Below are 20,559 nucleotides of genomic sequence, written 5' to 3' on the forward strand. Positions count from 1 at the left end.
ATAGAAATGATTGTAGAATGCAGATTCAAGGCCCTCAAGGAACTTATTGGGAAGGATATGACAGCTGAGGAGCTTGAGGAAATCCTGTTTTTGTTAAAAGCTGAAGTTGAGTCTTTCGATAGCGAAGAAATGGAAATCGAAGTCAACCCAGACAGGCAAGACATGTTATCGCCAGAAGGCATCGCGAGAGCTGTGAAGTCTTTTGTAGGAATATCACCAGGTCTGAGAGAGTTTCCAGTACAAGCCTCTGGTAAGAAAATCGCTGTGGAACCAGGACTTGAACCAATACGGCAATTCATTGCATGCGGCATCGTGACGGATCTTGAAATTGATAACACCCTAGTGAAAGACTACATGCATCTTCAGGAGAATCTTACAGCAACACATGGACGGAACAGGAAAAAGGCAAGCATTGGCTTGTATGTCTATGATGACATCGAGTTCCCGGTCACCTATAAGCTGCAGAAACCAGAGGAAATCGAATTCGTTCCTCTAGGTCTTACAAACAAGATGAACGGACCGACAATCGTCCAAGAGCATGAAAAAGGAATTGAATATGGCCCCATCATCTCTGATTCTGAAAAATGGCCGCTTCTAGTTGATGCTGAAGGAAAAACCCTCAGTCTTCCCCCTATTATCAACAGTAATGATTTAGGCCGAATAACTGACGCGACTACCAACGTCTTTGTTGAAGTAACAGGAACCCACAAACCAACAGTAGACCAAGCACTAAACATAATGGTAACTGCTCTAGCAGAACGAAGAGGAGAAATAAAGTCGGTTGAAGTGGAGTATCCAGATGGCAAAATCATAACCACTCCGGACCTAGAACCACAGGAGATGACGCTAAGCAGAGAAGACGTGATTACACTCACTGGGCTAGATCTGAACAACAAGGAAATCGTTTCGTCCCTTAATCGGATGGGATACAGCGCAACTGCTGTAGAAGACGGCGTAGATGTTCTAGCTCCCGCATATAGAACAGATATTCTTCACGAGGTTGATCTTATTGAAGACGTAGCAATCGGCTATGGATTCGATAGGATTGTGCCCACCATGCCAGAAACCATGACGGTTGGGAAGCTACTCCCAATACGCAAACTCAAGAACCGAGTTAGAGACCTCATGATTGGAATGGGGTATCAAGAAATCATGAGCTATGTGATGAGTTCTCCAGAGGTCCTGAATGAGAAGGCTCTCAGAGATGGAAAGCTTGTGAAAACTGGAAATCCTAAGAGCAAGGATTACTCTTGTCTCAGAAACTCATTGCTACCAATCCTTCTCGATTTTGTCTCCAAGAATCAGCATGCTGATTACCCTCAGCGAATATTCGAAGTAGGTGACGTGGTCATTCCTGATGCGGAAAAAGAAACAAGAACCGAACAACCCCCTGAAGTATGTGGAATGCATACAGATACCCAAATTGATCTTACGAAATTGCTGAATCATTTGGGGTTCCTGCTCAGAAATCTGGGTCTGGCCAACAGATTCGAATTCAAAACCGTTGAGGATAGCACGTTCATCAATGGAAGAGCTGGCAATATAGTAGTAGATGGAGAAGAAATAGGTATTTTCGGTGAGATTCATCCAGAAGCTCTAGAAGCATTTAGAATTGGCACCCCTGTTATGGCATTCGAGCTGCGTTTGCCTAGAAGCGGTCAGTGGTAATCCATGTATGATAGTGGGTCAGAATTTTTGCAGAACAGCCTCACAAGAATTATAAGAAATGTTAGGAACGAATTCAATATCAGAATGACTTCTAAGGTGAGTCTCCTGAATGGCTCCTAATCAAAGCTCCTCCAAAACAGAAAATGATTCCAAGGGCGAAAATGACCTTGGAGAGTACAAATACCGACTTGTATTACTGGGAGAAGCTGCAGTAGGCAAGACTTCGCTTCTACGGAGATATACTGAGAACACATTTGACTCCGAATACAAGCAAACACTAGGAACCACCTTCGCAGCGAAAGACGTAGCGGTTGAGAACGAAGCAGGTGAAAAAACAGAAGTACGTCTCGTGGTCTGGGACATGGGTGGGCAATCGACATACAGAGAATTGAGACGCCAATACATGAAAGGGGCCGCTGGCGGTATCATCGTTTACGATGTGACAAGGCCGGAGACCTTCATGGCGATGAACAACTGGTTCGAGTCATTCCGTGATATCTGTCCCAATTCACCCGTGATAATCTGTGCAAACAAAATCGATCTGAAGGAAGAGAGAATGGTCCCAGTCGAACCTGGGATAATGCTACGGGACTGGTTCCAAGCAGACTACTATGAAACATCGGCAAAGACAGGAGAAGCAGTTGATAGCGCGTTCCGAAGAATTGCCAAGATACTAGTTGATAGAACGCGAACCGGTAAAGAGCCGCAGATGTGATTCAGCTTCGCACCAAACTGCAACAATCAATCTAGCAACTACCTGTTTCTGCTGGAAGTCTCAGGTTGCTGCACTTATGCGGGATGGTAGCGGTCTATTTCGTCTCTCAGGTCCCGTTTGATTTTCAGGACATCTCTCGCCTTAAGCTCATGACGTTTCGAGTAGGTCTTGACAATGCCAGCCCATTTGTCTATAGTGACAAGAATCGGGTCTGAGGGTACAATCTTCTGGATATTGCTCTTTGTTTCTTCCATCACTTCAAGAACGTCACCAGCAATACAACCCATCTTCAAAGAGTCAAGGATAGTTTCAAGCTCTTGTGCAATCTTCATGCCTCTATCAGGAGAAAGCGATGAAGTCCCCGCCGGGCTAGGCTTCTGAGGCTCAGGTTTTTGCTGTGCAGGAGCTGCTGGAGTTGCAGCTTGAGCGGGAGGTTGTTCGATTTTGGCTAGAAGCTGTTCTTCAAGGCCAGCAATCGAGCTACCTACAGACTGTTCAAGCTCTGAGAGTGAGTTTTCAACTGACTTCTCAACCTGTTGCATTGCATCATTAACAATGCCTTGAATCTGTTCCTGACTCAGTGTGGAGGGTTCCCCACCGGTTGCACCAGCTTGCTCTTCCATTTTCTCCAAGATTTTGTCTCGAGCTTGTCGTACCTCTGATCGGATTTCCGTTACAGACTCCATAATCGTGACCATGCGCTTGAGAGTCTCTCCAAGGGAATCTATGCGGTCTTCAATTTCGCTCAAACGATTCAGGAATTCTTCTGCCATGGTGTAGCCTCCGCGTATTGCAGTTTCATGGTCCAAATTCTTAAAGAAAAAGATTTGGCTCATGGACTGATTCTTCTACTCAGCTAGCTCTTAGGGGTGGATTAATCCACAATATGCCTATATGTATTACTCCATTTTACAAGCTCGAACAGTAGCTATCCCTCCGTGAGAGGTAAGAAGCACGCACTTGAAAGAAAAATAGCCAATTCCATTCCCGAATCGTTAAATGATTCTGGAAACGAACCACAGACGGAGTCAAGTAGAAGGAGCATCGAAAGTGAATACCGAACCCGCGAGTCACATGTTCAAAGCTGTTGCACTCGGAGACGGTGCAGTCGGCAAGACCAGCTGTATCAAGAGGTATACGGAAGATTCTTTCAGCGAGAAATACATCATGACAATAGGCACGACTTTTGCTTTAAAGACTGTTGAAGCAAAGACTCCAGATAATAGAACGGTCAATGCCAGAGTTGTCTTGTGGGACCTAGCTGGGCAGCCCACGTACAACGAGCTTCGACGGCGATACATGGCTGGGGCGAGTATGGCGATTATTGTCTATGATGTGACACGGCCACAAACGTTCTTGAACGTTGGAGAATGGTTTTATCGCTTTACGACAGTCTGTCCTAATGCAGTCGTGACAGTTGTAGCGAATAAGATCGACAGGAATGACAGATTAGTACCTCGGGAAGCAGGTGAAATGGTACGAGACTGGCTTGATGTCGAGCACTTCGAGACATCTGCGAAGACGGGCGAAAATATCACTAAGATGTTCAACAATCTTGTATCCCGATCCATTGAAAAGCAGGCCCAGATGGGTAAGCTAGGCAGTATGGTGCAAGACGCTCGAAAGACAGGAATGTAAGGACTCCAACAGAAGGTGGTTCAAATGGTAAGTAGCAAGAAAGTACTCGAGGGAACACTAGGTCATTTCGCTCTGTTCATGTTGAATTTCTTTGTCCTTGTAGGAGTCATAGAGAGTTTACAGCTTTTTACTGAGAATCTGCCCTTCTTGAACACCTTGCTCTTGGGGTACATGTTGATACATACCTTCAGTCTATTGTCAATTCAGCTTGGAATCCAGATTCTAGAATTGATTCGCATACGAATGCCCACATTCTTGCCAACGTACTACTTCAAGTTCTCGGATGAGGAGACAATTCCCATTCCATTATTGGACCCCACCAAGAGCAAGCTTGCAGTATTAATCATTATACTCGTCATTTCAGGAGGGCCCGTTTTATATCCGATATTTGCGATTTATGGATTCTTCCTCACACAAGCCCATCTGTTAATTATAGCACTTGAACCCGCTGTCATCCTTGAATACTTCGGTATATTTCTCAACTGGATGCCCCCAATTATTGCATTCATAGTCGCGATAGTAATCCTGTCGATTGTTGCTGTGGAATTCCGACACGTGTGAATTACATAATTCTATCATTCAGAATCAGCGTGTCTTGCCGCTTTGGGCCAATAGACAAGAGAGCCACATCGGTATCCGTCTTAGATTCGACAAACTGGACATAGGCCTTCGCTGCGTCTGGTAATCCATCAAAACCACGACTGAGCGCATTGGCTCTGAATTCTTCCATGGAAGTCTGCCAGCCCTCCATGCTCGTGTATATAGGTTCTACTTTTTCAGCTTGTTCACTCGAAGCAGGAAAAGAATCGATTTCCTCGCCGTCTAGAGCATATTTGGTACACACCTTGATTGGATCCACACCAGACATTACATCGAGTTTGCTCATTGCCAAATGAGTTGCTCCGTTGAGATGAATAGCGTAGTTCAAAGCCACCAAATCAAGCCACCCACACCGCCGAGGGCGCCCTGTTACCGTACCAAATTCCTTTCCTTGGTTCCGTAGCAAATCAGCAGTATCACCATGCAACTCAGTTGGGAACGGGCCAGAGCCAACTCTGGTGGTATATGCCTTGAAGACACCCAGAATCGTGTCCAATGCATTCGGTGGGACTCCGCTGCCGGTAGCAGCCGCAGCAGCGATGCAATTGGAGCTTGTAACGTAAGGATAGGTCCCGTGGTCGATGTCTAGTAGGGTTCCCTGAGCTCCTTCGAAGAGGACCCGTTGACCACTTCGGATTGCCTCACGGAGTACAGCCCCGCTCTCACCCACATACTCTTCAAGAGTGCCCATATGTGATTTGAGAGAAGACCAAACTGAATTGGGCGACTCCGTCAGTTTAGCCGCATAGGCATGTTCAATCATACGTTTCGATTGCTGCAGGTATTGATTCCATCGTTCTTCTGCGTCTTCACTGCAGAAATCTCCAGCCCGTAGTCCTGTTCGATGAGCCTTTGATGCATATGACGGGCCAATCCCGCTCTTAGTAGTACCTACCTTATCCTTGCCCTTCGCCTTCTCCTGCAGCTCGTCCAGCTGAATATGATACGGAGTAGTTATATGTGCACGATCACTGACAACAAAATCGAACTGGATTCCTGCTTCGTGCAGTTCTTCAATCTCAGCTGCTAAGACGGAAGGATCTACCACCACGCCATTTCCAATCACTGCCTTTTTTCCCCGGATAGCTCCTGATGGAATCAGACGGAACTTGAAGCTTTTACCGGAGGTCTCTACTGTATGACCGGCATTGCAACCACCCTGAAATCGGACGGTAATATCGTAAGCTTCAGCAAGATAATCCACTACCTTGCCCTTGCCTTCATCACCAAACTCGAGCCCGATAACAACGAGGTTTGTCATCTTCAAAACAACGAATGAAGGGGCTCATACTGCTATTTCACTCTTTTTTTACGGTTACTGTTATATTTGAGAAGTCATCATTCAGCATGAATTACGTTGCTACGTCCCGATGTCTGCATTGTTGGTTCAGGATCAGCTGGATGCGTTGTGGCTCGACGCTGTTCTGAGATGGGATTGAAGACCTTAGTCCTTGAAAGAAAGCCAAAGGGCAAAATTGGAGAGAAGGTCTGTGGAGACGAAGTAAGTAAGTCTCATTTCGAGGCAACGGGCATTAATATGCCCGGGCCAGATGAAGTATCTACAACCATTTCGGGTGCGGATATATTTCCACCTTCATTCGATAACGAGTTGAAAGTCCGTGGTTGGGATGAATTTGATGGCTGGACCCTTGATAGGAAAGCTTTCGGACAAAGATTACTTCGTGAAGCGCTTGATAGTGGGGCAAAAATCAAAACAAGATGTCATGTCTCGAAGCCTATTATCCAAGGTAACAACGTTGTAGGAGTACAATATAAGGATCTAGAAGACAACTCAGAGAAACATGTGTATTCCAAACTTGTGATTGATGCTAGTGGGTATCCTGCCGCAATTCGTAGCAATCTCGAGGTTGATATGGTTGAGCCTACTATTCGGAAGGAGGATGTTGCACTATGCTACCGAGAAATTCTAAAGCTGAGAATGCCACTTGCAGAACCGCATGTGGCTAGAGTATTCTTAGGTAGTTCGATTGCACCACAAGGCTATGCATGGATTTTTCCAAAGGACCGACAGATAGTAAATGCAGGCATTGGGATTACCGGTGGAAGAAAGAGTGAATCCCCTAGGAAGTACTTCGAGGAATTCAAAGATAATTACCCACTACTTTCAGGTAGTGAGGTACTGACAGGAGCTGGTGGTGCTGTGCCAGTCAGAAGACCAGTACATTCGCTGGTGGCTGGAGGAGTTGCTTTTGTTGGTGATGCCGCCCTACAGGTCAATCCGATCCATGGTGGGGGTATAGGGCCAGGAATGAGAGCGGGAATAGTCTTAGGGGAAGTTGCCAAGATGGCCATCGCATGTCAAGATCTCAGTGCAGCCGGTCTATGGCAATACAATCTCAGATATCAGAGAAACTACGGCAAACGTCTTGCTTCTCTTGAAATCTTCAGAAGGTTGCTTGAGAACGTGACAGATGAAGAAATGGATTTTGGATTTGAAAAACGGCTCCTAACAGCAGAGGATTTAATGTCTGCTAATCGGGGAGAGGGTTTCTCGATTGGAATATATGACAAATTGAAGAGATTCTTCAGAGGCGTCTCCAAAATCGGACTGCTTCGAAGGATTCAGAAAGCAGCAAAGCTCATGAAAGAAATGCAAGACGCATACAGGGCCTATCCAGCGCATCCTGAAGATTTGGAGGTCTGGGAGACGCAGATTTCCGAAATCCTCGAAGATGCCGCTTTTGAATAGGTATTTCGTTCTTCACCCGAATCCACAATAGGACGACTGATTCATACGTCACGAATTCCATCTTTCTGTATTGTGAATACTGCTTCGCCTTCGGGTAGATTAGGGGAATCAACTAGACGGCAGATTCTTCGTTCACCCTTGGATTTTCGAAGGTAACATCTAACCAATGGAACATGGGCCAGTACGTGACCCCCTACGGGAGCAGTCGGGTCGCCAAAGAAGGCGTCAGGGCGTGACATGACCTGGTTAGTTACGTATACCGCCATATTGTTGATTTCAGAACCTCGCTGTAGATGGTGAAGGTGTTTGTTAAGCTTCTGCTGTCTAGCAGCAAGTGTACCTCTGCCAGTGTATTCGGCTCGAAAATGACTCATAACTGAGTCAACGATAAGCAGGCGGGCGCCTTTTTCCGGTGCCATTTCCATTGCTTGATCGCAAAGAAGAATTTGATGATCCGAATTGTAAGCGCGAGCCCATACAACGTTTTTGAGAACATCATCAGTATCGAGACCAACTGCTTCAGCCATATGTACCAATCTTTCAGGTCGAAATGTGCCTTCGGTGTCAACGAAAATAGCAGTCGCCTCAAGGCCCCCCTCTTCTCGCGGACGCTGAACATTAACTGCAAGTTGATGGGCCATCTGAGTTTTTCCAGACCTGAATGAACCATACATTTCTGTTAGTCCTTGGGTCTCAATGCCGCCTCCAAGAAGCTCGTCAACTGCCTTTGATCCAGTTGAAATCATACCAGCGTTCTTTCGCCTTTCTAGTAGCAAATCTGCGGTTTCAAAACCAATATCCAGCATCTCCCTTGCTGCCTTGATGATTTTGGTAGCAGTAGTTTCTCCTATCGAGCCAGCAGCAGCCAGCTCATTGGGTGATGCAACAGCAATAGATTCTGCGCTTTTGAAGCCAGCCTCACGGAGACGTTTGCTTATTGCTGGACCAACACCAGGAAGGTCTGTTAGCTCCACATCCGCTAATTCGCTTTCGTCTTCTTCATCCTCGAATTCCTCATAATCTGCGTCTTCATCTGGGGGAATAGTAATTACCTCCGGCGTGAGTAAACCCATAGTATGTGCTTATTAAGCTCAAGCTCGTCGCCAATGAGATGTTTCCGCAGTAAGTATAAAAATGCCACCAGTTGGCGTTCTATCCGAAATCTCTTTTTTGGAGACGGTCTGATGTGGCATTTCATTAGCAGCAATAGAATTTCGAAAGGAGCAACCCACAAATACAATCATCTGCGAGCTGCTCTCATTCAAGAAATAAAACAGTCAACCCTCGGTCAGCGTCACGAGAATGAATTCTTTTTGAGGCGCGATTCGTATACCACCCATATTTGTTTGTATTTGCACGAAATCCATTTCTGCACCCTCCTCCACTTGGCAGATAACTTCATTCGTTTTTCCGATCAATGAGCTCAAGAGAGCAGAAAGCTCCTCGGCCCGTTCCATCGAAACACCCCAAGTGTTGATAGGAAAACCCTCTGGACTAATGAATAGGGCTGCATATACATCAGGGAATTTACTAGTTATGTTCTGAATGATACGCTCGAAAATCTCTCGTTTTGGCATTGCGGGCATTAGTTAATACACATCCAGTACATTTTCATGGGTTGAGCAATTCCACATGGGAACCAGTGGGTTATTAGATTTGCCCTTATCTACTCCAAAGCATTGAATAATCACTAACATATTCCTAAATTGGATTCTCTATGAAGTTTGGTGATAAGACACTAGAGCTCAATGGCTCAATAATCACTTTCGCAAGGGTTATCTCACGATTGACTGCGGCTCCGTTAATCAACTTCTATACGGGAATGACAATATCTATCGCGGGTTATCCTCCACTTGGTCCCATTCTGAATCCTTGGTCCAACATGCTGATCTGTATTTTGCTCATGGTTATCGCTCCAGTAACACCAATCGTTATCCAAGCCAAGCGCGGAAAAGTAGATTTAGATGTCTCAAAACGCGAGCAGAGACTACGATTCTTTCTATTTGGTATTTTGTGCTACATTGCTGCATATGGTGTATACTGGTGGCTACAGAGTGATGTGATGCGAGTATTAGCAGCTGCTTACGTAGCAGTAACATCTGGCGTTACATTAGCAAATGAATATACAAAAGTGTCTGTTCACGCTGCAGGTATCGCAGGCCCCTCAACGGCCCTTATCTACATGTATGGAGTCCCAGCTGTGCCAATAGTAGCGATATGGGGACTAGTTGTATGGGCACGTAGTACTCTGAAACAGCATTCTATTGCTCAGGGAATCCTGGGGATTGTACTTGGCGTTTCTATAACGGCTGCGACCTACTTCATACTATATCCTCTCTGAGACAATATCTGAAGAAGCCTTATGAAACAATTATGACACATACCATTATGTAGAAAGAGCAGATCTTTCCTGCTATTGTGGTTCACAGTATCCCTCTTGTACCAGAAGTGTTCCACAAAGGCGAGGAGTACTCATATGTGAAAATGAGCGGTTGAAGACGATGCCTGAATTCATAAACTGCCCAGTATGTGGTAAGAAAGTAAGAGAAGGATCCACATTCTGTATCGAGTGTGGAGCACGTCTAGCAGGCAAGAAGGAAGAACCAAAGAGAAGGAAACCAAATCCCAAAGAAGAGGAAACTGAAGAGGACGAGCTCACTGAACTTGAGAAGCGAATGCTCGGTTTGCTGGGAAATGAGGAGGCCATGTATTCTCAAGAGTCCAGCGAGCGGACTACACAAAATCAAGTCGAAGCTACAAAGGATAGCGCACAATCATCCGAAGAATCAACTCCTGACTTGGAATGGGATGTAAGGCTGGAGGAGGACACGGTTTCTGTTGAAGAAAACGAGCCACAAGTTAGGTCTAACACTATTTCGGTAAAGGAAAACACCCAGCAAGAATCAAATAGCAAATCCCCCAAGCAACAAGTAGATTTGAGCTGGGATGTTGAGGATATTCCGGAAATGGAGGCAGATCAGGTTCAAGAGGGAATGCCATTCGAAGAAGTCGAACCACCTGAAATCAAATCATCCGGACCTGCACCCACACCCAAGGAGGCTAAAGAACATCTTTTCCCAGAAGATGAAGAATGTTGTGCCCGCGAGGCTGTTTCGCATTTATTCCCGCAAGGTCGAGGAGTTACAGACAATGACTTCATCGATGTAGTTGTGGGAACACCTCGAAAGATTAGTGTCGAGGAACCGATGAAGGAGCTTGAGCAACCAACGTGTCCTAGCTGCGGTTCTGCACTCACATCGGATGGGTTTGAGTATCCACCGTATGTTTACGAAGCCATGGGAAAGGCTAGAATTGAACATGGTGAAGAGCTACTAGAGGAAAACGAACACGAAGAAGCCATCGAGAGCTTCGAAAAAGCAAAGATGCTCTATGAAAGGGCGAATGATGAAAAGAAGCTACAGAAGTGTAGAGAGAAAATAGACGAAGGCTACGAGTCCATGGCTGAATTTCACTATGATCAAGCAGAAGTTCACAAGAAGAACCGAGAATACGAATGGGCGATAGTACAGTACAGGAAGGCTAGAGAAATCTACATGTTCACAACTAAACGGAAGGAACGGGCTAAGTGTGCAGAGAAGGTTAGGGAATGCTACGTTGATTGGGGGGAAGAACTCGAGGAAAGAGGGGATTACTTGGCCAAAGAGGGGAGGACAAGAGAGGCGCTTGCCAAGTATCAGAAGGCAGCCGAGAAATACAAGCAAAGCGAAGATGACAAACATCTGAAAGGATTGGAGAAGAAGATCAGAGAGGCTTGAAATTCGGAAACCAGGTATTTAGACCTCTGGTTCGAAGCCCGTTAGTCTAAGAATATTATCATGAAAAATCAGATTTATGTCCTCTTGGGTTAGATTAAGCTTATCTCTCAAGGAATCGACCGCCTGATACTGTTTCTCAAGAATATCTGTTCTAAATCCACGAGGAAAGAATGACGAGTCAGTTCCGAAGACAGTCCTGCATGAAGCACCTGCAATCAAAGCGCGTTCAAAGATTTTTTCCAAGTTGAGATCATAGGGCTGGTATTTCATCCAGCTGTTACTACCAGAGCTATCCATCACTACGTTGGGCACTTGGTATAGCAGCATAAGGCATTCTCGAAAGAATCCAGCGCCGAAATGAGCAATCATGAAATTGAGTTCTGGGAAATCCTGTGCTGGTTTCTGTATGTCAAGAGGATTTCCGTACCGAAGATTAGCAGTGGGACCAATAGTAATGCCGAAGTGGAGTATCACGAGAAGATCCTGCTTCGCAGCCTCCTCATAAACGGAATAACACATCTCATCGTATGTATGGAAATTCCATGTGCTTGGATACAACTTTATGCCCTGAAAATCATCCTTCCCAGCTCTGCGAACAAGCTCGACAGCATCTTCTTCTGAGGGGTCTATATTCGCATATCCCATAAAACGACCAGGAAACCTCCTGCGGGTTTCTACGAATTCATCCCAGGTATTGGGACTGATCATCATGCCAATGGCTTCAATTCCATAGTTATCGAGCTCATCGATCCACATTGCACCGATGTCCCATGGTTCATCGGGTAATTCAAGTGGACTCATGTCCGTTTGATATTTGACTCGTTGTTGCATGCGCTCTACCCGCTCAGGATCTGATAACCACTCCTTTAGCATATCATAAGTGAAGAAATGTGCGTGCGAATCAACAACAGGTATACCAACGCGTGATTCTATCATCGTGAAACCCACTCGTAAGCAAATGAGATGGATTCCACTAGAATATCACCCATATTAGGATTGTCAGATAGGCAGTTAGCCGCCACTACCTACAATTATGGAAGGGCTCCCCCTCTAAATCCAGTCACCAGTTTCAATCTTTCTCGGCAGGTATTCATCAGTAAGGTAGTTGAAGCCGTGGCTAGCAAACGCCTGTATCTCGGCTTTCTCCTTCATCTTGAGCATGAGCTCCAAGTCGCGCACCCACTCCTTGTTTTTCTGCACGAATGGCTCATCAAGCATCTGTTTGACCCGTCGTATGTCTGAATCCTCCATGCGGATTCGAACGGCCTTGGGGATACTATATTCCTCTAGGTCGCGACTCAGTACACCCAGAAGCTTGAGTTCCGGAGTGGCAATGAATGGTGACTCATAGCTCAGCCTCTTGCTACCTCGCAGGAACACAGAGTAGATGTAGTGTCCGTACGGGTCAGAGTCAACAAGCGCAAATGCTGGAATCTGCAATTCTCTCACCAGCATCTTGAGAAAGGCTCTTGTTGCTATGTCACCAGTGCCCTTTCCAGTCAGAATGATACAGGGTTGGCGCTCCCAGTACTTTGCTTCTGCCAATCGCATCATGGCAGCGTCTTTCTCTGATAGTATGATGAATTCAGCATCACTCTCAACGATTTCAACTTGGTCTAGGAATGGTGTGATAGACCAACCACCGGTACCCATCTTGGTTAGGTCGAGGCGGTCACCACCATCGCGTAGGACAACTCGGCCCATGGCTGAACCTCTTGCTGAGGCTACAACATGGATACTATCACGAGTAGTCTGAAGCATAGATGCTACATCTTCAATGATCTTATCGCTATACTTCTGGTCTCTAAACAGATTAACGTCACTATAGAAAACTTCTCGTTTCGTTGCGTGGAGGTTGCCACGGAGCAATTCATAGACTATTTCCATCACTCTAGCAGTGCGTGTTGCATCAAGAACCGATCCGAGCGAATGATAGGGTCGAGATATCTTCCGAGTACCCAGAAGAAGCAGGTCCCGAACTTGATCCCAGACGATGTTGTCTGCTGAACGACTAGGAATCTCAAAAACTGGACGGCCTGTTGTCATGGCTTCGGCCAGTACTGTTCGAACCTCTTCAACCAGTCTTTCACTCGTTTCTTCAGCGCTCAGAGCAACGACTTCCATTGTTTGACGCGCAGCTGCGGTTTGCTCTTGCTCTTGTTCCTTGGCCTCTTCCATGAGTTCCTCGGTTTCCTTCCAAGATTCTACCATTTGAGCTCGGAGGTTCTCAATTGAGTCTGGAACATCAAGGCCAGAATCCTTTCTTTTGATGGATTCCCGTGCCTTCTTCAGTTTCTTCACGGATGTACTGACAATCGGGATTCGAGGGCCAGAAACAACTTTCATCCCTTGCTCTTCTATAACCCCACCTCGATCAACAACTTCCTTGGCGGTTTCTATGAGCTGTTCTCCACCAGTCTTTCCGATTCCATTAACATCCTTTGCTAAATCAGCGGGAGACGCTGACACTATCTTTGCAATACTGTCATAGCCTTTGGAGATCAGACTCTTTGCTGTTTTTGGACCTACACCATCAAGATCTGTGAGTTCAACATCGTCTAAATCAGCAGCTTCGGCCCGTTCAAAAGCTACAGTCCTAGAGGCTAGCTGGATAACTTTGCTAGCACCTTTCTTTCCTATACCTTCTACTTCATTGGCCAGTTCGTCAGGGTCGCATGCAGCAACTTCAGCTATAGAAGTATAGCCAGCATCTTTGAGAAGCTGTGCTGTTTTTTCGCCCACACCCTCTAAGTCAACGAGGGCATAATCAGAGACAACGTCCCGTGCCTGTCGTAATCTGAAAGCTTTCTGAGCAGACGCGACTATGTTCTCAGCACCCTTATCTCCCACACCTGTGACGAAGCGAGCAAGGGTAGTTGCATCGGCTGTTGCAATCTTCTCTAGACTAGCGTAGCCGGCGGCTTTCAGGTTCTCTGCAGTTTTCTTTCCAACACCATCGAGCTGAACTAAATCAAAAGTTTCCTCTTCCTCTTCACTTCTTGGCTCCTTGGTCTTTGCAACTTCCTTAGCGGAGGCGACTATTTGTTCAGCACCTTTACTACCCACCCCATCTACTGACTTTGACAATTTGCTGGGAGAAGTATCTGCAATTTTGAAAACGGTGTCATAACCTGCTTCTATTAGACTCTCTGCAGTTTTTCCTCCAACTCCATCGAGGGTTTTCAGTTCTTTCAAATCATCTGTAGCAGAAGGTTGGATCTTCCTCCAAAGCTTCTTGGCAGATTTTAGCATCTGATCGGCCCCTTTCTTGCCAACACCAGGAACAGATGACAACTTGCTGCCATCTGCTTTTGCGATGGATTCTACCGTATCATAGCCTGCTTCTATCAGGTTCTCGGCAGTTTTCCCACCCACACCATCAAGCTCTTTCAATTTCGCTATCTTCTTCGTGGGTTTTGGCTTCATTTCACGCCATAGTTTCTTGGCCGAGGCTAGTATCTGCTTTGCACCTTTCTTACCAACACCAGAAACTGAGGAAAGTTCGTCTTCGTCTGCATTGGCAATAGCCTCTACAGAATCATATCCAGCATATATGAGATTCTCTGCAGTTTTCCCTCCCACACCTTCAAGCTGTGATAATTCCTTGATTTTCTTCGTAGGTTTCGGTCGTATCTCTTCCCAAAGCTTAATTGCAGCTGCCAGTATCTGTTTGGCTCCTTTCTTTCCTACACCATCAACTGATGACAGCTCTTCTACGCTGGAGTTTGCAATAGATTCTATAGAATCATATCCCGCATCCTTAAGACTCTCTGCGGTCTTCGCTCCAACACCGTCCAAATCCTTCAGTGACACCTTTGAATTCCTTCCATTGTGTTTAGTCGTTGTTTTATCATGTTCAAGTAGAGTTGATTGACGTAGCTCGGTTTTCCCTGCTGGTGTCATCAGTCACCACCTGTGGCAACATCAGCGACTAAGTCGCTGCCCTTGCCATCATTAGTTACATCCTCTTCTTCTTGTGGCTTATCGAAACCAGATATTGAATCTCGGATTCGCTGTGCTATTGATTCAGCATCGTAAACCTTCTTGCCCTCAGCGTCATTTACGATACTCACCAAACTGTCTGCAAACTGATCGGCATACATGGCAAGTACACCTGCTCTTTTCGCCTTTCTCCTTGCTTTTTCCTTCTTGGACATATACCGCCGGAAAGACCTACCGGCTTCTTCTAGCGCCAGTTTTATCTCTTTAAGAAGAACCTCATCTTCGGCAAGTGCCTGTTTGCTTTGGCCTTTGAACATCACGTGCACATAAGCACCGCAAACATGGATAAATACCATTAATGGGCCCTTAGGAAGGCCATTGTCGAAAGTATCAAGTTTGTAGTTCTTCCAGTTCACCATCGCAGTTGCTTTCCAAGTAGCACAGTCACTATTATCACGCATTTTGGGCACACGATTGACGAATCGCTTCAGTACAACCGGGGAAGATGAAGCGGGTTTTATGTCGCCCCCATAAGCTATACAAACCTCCACCGAGAACGAAAGACCCTTTCCGGAGGTTGGACTCCGCGTAACTGCGGTGATGAAGTCGGGATTGTAGGCCATTTGTATAGTCTGTTCAAAAACCTCTTCGCCAACAGGTACTACCGTGTCTGTTGGTGGTGCATAGTAGTCTTCTGATGAAAATGACCTATAGAGAAGCTCAACCTGCAATTTGGACAAGCTTGATGGATCTTGGCTAGAATCAATCAGCTTTATTCCACGAGTTTCTAGAGCTTCATTAGTATTCGAAATGATATCTTTTGCCTTACTGTTACTCATTCTCACAAATGCTTGGGTCAGAAATGATTGAACAGTCCGGTGTTCTGTCTCTCTAAGAATGTCTTGAAACTCTCCGATACGAATGCTAGCAGGATGAGGTTTGGCATATTTGGGTTCTTCTGGAAAGCTATTAACCCGCCGGGGGTAAATATGGAGGTCCCCATATGGATCTATAAAAACGATTGTGACGTGTGAATTCAACAGAGAAGCCATCTCTGCATATTCATCAGCGTAGCCCCGTCGATATTGAATATTGAGATAGTGTAATCTGATGTAAGTACCCTGTTTGAATGGCAAATCCATCTTCTTAGGACCCGCCACATAATCCTTCGTGTTGGCAGTCGTAGTATAGTAATCAGCAACCGTAGCTTTGTCAGCTTTGTGATGCTTTGAAATTGTGAAAATCGGTTTTCCAGTGGTATTCTGAGCATCGCTAAATGCTGAGGGCGCTCCAAATCCCTGGCTGCCACGAGTCTGTCTCAGTTTCTCGCTCTTGCTTGACGCAAGATATATCCCGAATTTCTCGAGATCGGATGGCACCATACCAATACCATTGTCAAAGATAGTGAATTCATGTACTTTGAAACCATCCTCATTATCAATTGGAATTAGATTCGGCATCTGAATCTCTTTCAGCTGCATAATGACCAGGGGTTCTTGCATGTCGATTAATTTCTTGAAAGGTGCAAGGAACTCTTTGAAGTCCCGGACTCGTTTGTCCAAATCCTCCTTCGGATATGGGGATATATGCACCTTCTTGCCGGCCCGAACTTTCTTCTCCAGATCTTTGCTCTTTGAAATAGTATCAACAAGTTTAGGTTCTAAAGTCTCAGCTATCTCCTTGACAAGTTCAGGATCAAGTTTATCGCTAAGTTCTGGTTTCTTTTTTGTTCGCCACCACCAGCTTTCAATGGCATCTATCGAATTGTCAAGAAACTCGATAGCATACTGAGTGTGTTTATTGAGTCCTGTTTCGAACCCAACTAATTGGGTTCTTTTGCGCATGAACTTAGCTATAGTTCCTTGCTTGATATCGCCAGTTTCTTGGCCACTTGCCATTTTCTTTCAATACGCTCCTATAGTTGATAGATAACCAGCTGGATAAAGCCTGATAGATTTCAGGTTGTTTGTGTTCCCGGCATTCCAGAGTCGATTTATGTGTAATGTGGTTCGGTTATTAGACCCAACCCACCTAGGTATCTGAGAGTTCTACCTTGATTAACTCTCTTTTTCTTATTATCGTTTTCCAGCCAGATATATGAGATGCACGACCGATATAATAAGAGGTTTATTCTTGTATCAGGGGTGATAGAGACACGGTTATTAGAGTTTCTAGTAGCAACGGCTTGATAAGCCCAAAATATGAGTATTTGAGATATCCAGCTGAGGTGGATTGCTTTGCATGAGATTAGAATTATTCCACTCCAAACAGAGACACTTGTTACAAGAAACACAGATCTCGGCAAATTACTTGTCAAGAGTATGAAGAACCAAGCAATCCCCCTTCAACATGACGATATCATTGTCATCACTCACAAAATCGTCTCTAAGGCCGAAGGGAGAGTGATCAACAAGAGGGATATTACAGTTTCAGAAAGAGCGGAGAGCATAGCGGAACGAGAAGATTTTGATGCGCATCAAGTTGAACTAGCCCTGAGAGAAAGCGAAAAAATTATCCGCGAAAAAAGAGCCCTCATAACCCTGAACAAAAACGGACAAATCTGTAATTTTGCAGGCGTAGATCATTCCAATGCACCAAGAAACAGCTACGTTCTTCTGCCGGCGAATCCTGATGAAAGTGCTCTACGACTAAGACAGAGAGTAGGTGAACTGACCGGTAAAGAGCCCGCAATCATCATCACGGATACTGAAGGAAGACCATGGAGAAAAGGAGCAATTAACCTGGCAATCGGCTGCGCCGGCATAAACGCTTTCAAGTACAATAAGAACCGACCTGATCTCTATGGAGAAGTACTGAAAAGATCCACGGTGTGCCAAGTAGACCAACTGGCATCGGCAGCAGAACTTGTTATGGGCCAAGCTGACGAATCTGTACCGGTGGCAATCATTAGAGGATACCCATATGAAAAGGGGGAAGAGCAAGTATCTGATATCTATCGGTCAGCTGAAAACGATTTATTTCGATAGGCTACCAGAGAGACTTAGCTGAAGGATTCATTAAGAATGCAGGCCCACAATGCAGGTCCAGCCGACTAGCTGTGGGCCTTTGTCATGCTAAGAAATCATTTAGCATGGAAAATTACAGCGGAGAACCACATTTCCCACAGAATTTGTCTCCTGTAGAATACGGTTCACCACATTTGGTACAGAAGCCGTCTCCACCACTAGAGGTTGACTCATCCGCCTCAGCACCAGGCTGCAAGGGAGCTCCACACTGTGGACATTTCAAGTTGCCGGCTGTTGCTGCTCCACAATAGGGACATTTGCCCTTTTCCTTCGCGCCGCGGATATTGGCAACAATGGTAGGGATGACTTTTTTCTGCTTGAAATCGAATCTCATATTTCCGCCAGATTGTAGCTCAATAATGAGTTCGTCACCACTTTGTTGAGCTTGGGCAATTGCGATCACGGGCACAGCCACGCTATCCGTATCCCCGTCCTCAGTCTTATTTATGTAGGAATCGCGATTCCACGAAGTAACAGCACCGAGTACAGCTGCCGCGCCCATACCCCTTCCGAATCTTCGGAGTGCACGGCCACCAACACCCCCGACTTCACTACCTATTGCGCTTAGAGCTGCGGCTCCTGCAATAGCACCAGCTATTCCGCCTACTTTCTTTAGCTTCCCCCATCGAGAGGGTTTCTTCTTCCATACAAGGCGAACATCGGTCAGCTGAATAGTCCCATCTTCGCCATCGAATTTTACGTTTTCTTCACGGACCATTGTATCTTCGTGTTGCATAGTCTGGAGACGATTGTTATCGCCAAATGATACATGTAAGAATCCAGGTGGTCTTCTTCTGGGCAATTCTAGCACCTAGGGTCTAGACGAGATTTGAGGTATTAACCTTATTGTCTATGGAGATTCTACAGAATCAATTAGACATACGTTAGCATGAATGGCTATCAGATTCGTGGTCTTGAAACTATATTGAAGTGGAGACTTCAACATAGTGGAATTGTGAAACCGAAGGTTGATCCTTCCCCCAAGTTACTATCTACGGAAATCTCTCCACATTGCATTTCAACAAGAGAGCGTGTTATCCACAAGCCAAGTCCGGTTCCACCTTCTTTGATTGTCTCGGGATTCTCTGCTCGAAAGAACTTGGAGAAAATCTTCTCCTGTTCCTCTTGGGACAGGCCAATTCCGTTGTCTTTTACGTTCACCAAGAGATACTCGTTTTCAGGCTCAACCGAGATGACAATATGCCCTCCTGATGGAGTATATTTGTGGGCATTTGATAGGAGGTTGAGTATAATCTGAGCAGTTCGCCTGACGTCTGCACTAACTTTAGGAACATCCCGAGGTGTCTCGATTGATAATTTCTGATTCTTCTTTTCTAGTTGGGGACGCATACGATCCACGATATCTTCAATGACAGGAACGACATCGATTTCTTGGATGTTCAGCTTTATGGCTCCTGCTTCGATACGGGAAACATCCAAGAGCTCTTCAACCAATTCAGATAGATGGTTTGCATTTCGAAGGACGGTTTCAAGGAAATCTCTTTGTTCATTATTGAGCCTCCCAGTATCCCCATCTAGCATCATCTCTGTATATCCTTTAATCGATGTGAGAGGGGTGCGGAACTCATGAGTAACTAGGGAGACAAATTCGGATTTCAAACGTTCAACTTCCCGTTCCCGGGTAACATCTCGAAAGACCATTAGCCTACCGATGTGCTCATCCTCAGCGTTTTCAACTTTAGCAGAATATACCTGAAGTTCTCTTCTCACAGGCCATTTCTGGACAAATGTCCTATCATCAAACGTATCACATTTGGACTCATCAAGAATATCTTGAACAACGGAATCATCCTTAAACACTCGATTCCAATGTTCAGCATTCTCGATGAAGGGTCGATTCCTGACTTCCGTTTCTCGTACCGAAAACATCCTCTCAAATGATTTGTTGATTCTGAGTACTTCGTTTGTTGGAGAAAGAAGCATCATGCCCTCTGTTGTTGCATCCAGCATTGCATGCATCTGACTGCGCGCATGATCCAGCGCCTTCGTTATTTCTTTGAGTTCAGCCATCAACTCGGTCAAATTATTAACTATAGTCTTCTTTTGAGTTTCAGATTTTTGGAGCTGGTCCTGAAGGACTTTTCTTTCTGTGATATTTCTCTTGGCTGCTACAAAATGGGTAATATCATCACTTGCATCTATTACCGGTCTGATTTCCATCTCCTCGTAATACTCACTGCCATCTTTTCGTCTATTAATCAGCATGCCGGACCATTTTTCACCGTTCCTAATGGATTCCCACATCTTTTCATAGAAAGAAGCATCCTGCCTTCCAGATTTTAGAACATCTATTTGACTTCCAATTGCTTCATTGAGCGTATAACCAGTCAACTCTGAATAAGCTTGATTAGCCCAGACAATGGTACCATTAGTATCAGTGACAACGAGTGCAGTAGCTCTAAGAGCTGATTCTAGAACTTGTTCCCATTCTTTTTCACGCAAAGTGCTTGGCGAATCTACCAC

At 45.4% G+C, this 20,559-nt stretch carries 17 protein-coding genes; 8 read left to right on the top strand and 9 right to left on the bottom strand.

Going from position 1 to position 20,559, the window contains the following annotated elements:
* Positions 1 to 6: 6 nt before the first annotated feature.
* On the top strand, positions 7 to 1,668 hold the full coding sequence (locus tag GF309_04940; GenBank protein MBD3158115.1) for a phenylalanine--tRNA ligase subunit beta: 1,662 nt from the start codon (positions 7 to 9) through the stop codon (positions 1,666 to 1,668).
* 109 nt (positions 1,669 to 1,777) lie between these two features.
* Entirely contained in the window at positions 1,778 to 2,383 is a 606-nt protein-coding gene (locus tag GF309_04945; GenBank protein MBD3158116.1) for a GTP-binding protein, read from the top strand.
* A gap of 74 nt (positions 2,384 to 2,457) precedes the next feature.
* Here GF309_04945 and GF309_04950 read toward each other — a convergent pair whose 3' ends face one another.
* Entirely contained in the window at positions 2,458 to 3,156 is a 699-nt protein-coding gene (locus tag GF309_04950; protein MBD3158117.1) for a hypothetical protein, read from the bottom strand.
* A 226-nt stretch (positions 3,157 to 3,382) separates the two neighbouring features.
* On the opposite strand from GF309_04950, the gene GF309_04955 reads away from it, so the two are divergent.
* Positions 3,383 to 4,021: a GTP-binding protein gene (locus tag GF309_04955; GenBank protein ID MBD3158118.1), complete on the top strand. Its 639-nt coding sequence runs from the start codon at positions 3,383 to 3,385 to the stop codon at positions 4,019 to 4,021.
* Positions 4,022 to 4,045: 24 nt separating this feature from the next.
* Positions 4,046 to 4,582, top strand: coding sequence for a hypothetical protein (locus tag GF309_04960; GenBank protein ID MBD3158119.1), 537 nt, complete (start codon positions 4,046 to 4,048; stop codon positions 4,580 to 4,582).
* Position 4,583: 1 nt separating this feature from the next.
* On the opposite strand, the gene GF309_04965 is transcribed toward GF309_04960, so the two are convergent.
* Positions 4,584 to 5,882, bottom strand: coding sequence for an adenylosuccinate synthase (locus tag GF309_04965; GenBank protein MBD3158120.1), 1,299 nt, complete (start codon positions 5,880 to 5,882; stop codon positions 4,584 to 4,586).
* Positions 5,883 to 5,972: 90 nt separating this feature from the next.
* Here GF309_04965 and GF309_04970 point away from each other — a divergent pair, with 90 nt between their 5' ends.
* The gene (locus GF309_04970; GenBank protein MBD3158121.1) at positions 5,973 to 7,331 is read left to right on the top strand and encodes a geranylgeranyl reductase family protein; all 1,359 of its coding nucleotides are present in this window, start codon (positions 5,973 to 5,975) and stop codon (positions 7,329 to 7,331) included.
* 41 nt (positions 7,332 to 7,372) lie between these two features.
* Here GF309_04970 and radA read toward each other — a convergent pair whose 3' ends face one another.
* Together radA and GF309_04980 are read right to left on the bottom strand one after the other, a co-directional pair.
* On the bottom strand, positions 7,373 to 8,404 hold the full coding sequence (gene radA, locus GF309_04975) for a DNA repair and recombination protein RadA (GenBank protein MBD3158122.1): 1,032 nt from the start codon (positions 8,402 to 8,404) through the stop codon (positions 7,373 to 7,375).
* 204 nt (positions 8,405 to 8,608) lie between these two features.
* Positions 8,609 to 8,917 carry a hypothetical protein gene (locus GF309_04980; protein MBD3158123.1) on the bottom strand — a complete coding sequence of 103 codons (309 nt, stop codon included), beginning with the start codon at positions 8,915 to 8,917 and terminating at the stop codon, positions 8,609 to 8,611.
* A 131-nt stretch (positions 8,918 to 9,048) separates the two neighbouring features.
* On the opposite strand from GF309_04980, the gene GF309_04985 reads away from it, so the two are divergent.
* Together GF309_04985 and GF309_04990 are read left to right on the top strand one after the other, a co-directional pair.
* Positions 9,049 to 9,672, top strand: a complete 624-nt coding sequence (locus GF309_04985; GenBank protein MBD3158124.1) for a hypothetical protein — start codon at positions 9,049 to 9,051, stop codon at positions 9,670 to 9,672.
* A 160-nt stretch (positions 9,673 to 9,832) separates the two neighbouring features.
* Complete coding sequence (locus tag GF309_04990) at positions 9,833 to 11,107, top strand: zinc-ribbon domain-containing protein (protein MBD3158125.1); 1,275 nt, start codon at positions 9,833 to 9,835, stop codon at positions 11,105 to 11,107.
* Between the two features lie 18 nt (positions 11,108 to 11,125).
* On the opposite strand, the gene GF309_04995 is transcribed toward GF309_04990, so the two are convergent.
* The 3 genes from GF309_04995 to GF309_05005 form a co-directional block, all read right to left on the bottom strand.
* Positions 11,126 to 12,043 (bottom strand): amidohydrolase family protein, encoded by a 918-nt coding sequence (locus GF309_04995; protein MBD3158126.1) that lies wholly within the window; start codon positions 12,041 to 12,043, stop codon positions 11,126 to 11,128.
* Positions 12,044 to 12,157: 114 nt separating this feature from the next.
* On the bottom strand, positions 12,158 to 15,010 hold the full coding sequence (locus GF309_05000; GenBank protein ID MBD3158127.1) for a hypothetical protein: 2,853 nt from the start codon (positions 15,008 to 15,010) through the stop codon (positions 12,158 to 12,160).
* Entirely contained in the window at positions 15,010 to 16,947 is a 1,938-nt protein-coding gene (locus tag GF309_05005) for a DNA topoisomerase VI subunit B (GenBank protein ID MBD3158128.1), read from the bottom strand. The genes GF309_05000 and GF309_05005 overlap by 1 nt, the downstream gene beginning before the upstream one ends.
* Positions 16,948 to 17,265: 318 nt before the next feature.
* Here GF309_05005 and cofE point away from each other — a divergent pair, with 318 nt between their 5' ends.
* Positions 17,266 to 18,036, top strand: a complete 771-nt coding sequence (cofE, locus tag GF309_05010) for a coenzyme F420-0:L-glutamate ligase (protein ID MBD3158129.1) — start codon at positions 17,266 to 17,268, stop codon at positions 18,034 to 18,036.
* A gap of 112 nt (positions 18,037 to 18,148) precedes the next feature.
* Here the strand turns inward: cofE and GF309_05015 are convergent, their stop codons facing one another.
* Positions 18,149 to 18,877 (bottom strand): zinc-ribbon domain-containing protein, encoded by a 729-nt coding sequence (locus GF309_05015; GenBank protein ID MBD3158130.1) that lies wholly within the window; start codon positions 18,875 to 18,877, stop codon positions 18,149 to 18,151.
* Positions 18,878 to 19,014: 137 nt separating this feature from the next.
* Positions 19,015 to 20,559 carry a PAS domain-containing protein gene (locus GF309_05020; protein ID MBD3158131.1) on the bottom strand — a complete coding sequence of 515 codons (1,545 nt, stop codon included), beginning with the start codon at positions 20,557 to 20,559 and terminating at the stop codon, positions 19,015 to 19,017.

The organism is Candidatus Lokiarchaeota archaeon (assembly GCA_014730275.1).
GTDB lineage: Archaea > Asgardarchaeota > Thorarchaeia > Thorarchaeales > Thorarchaeaceae > WJIL01.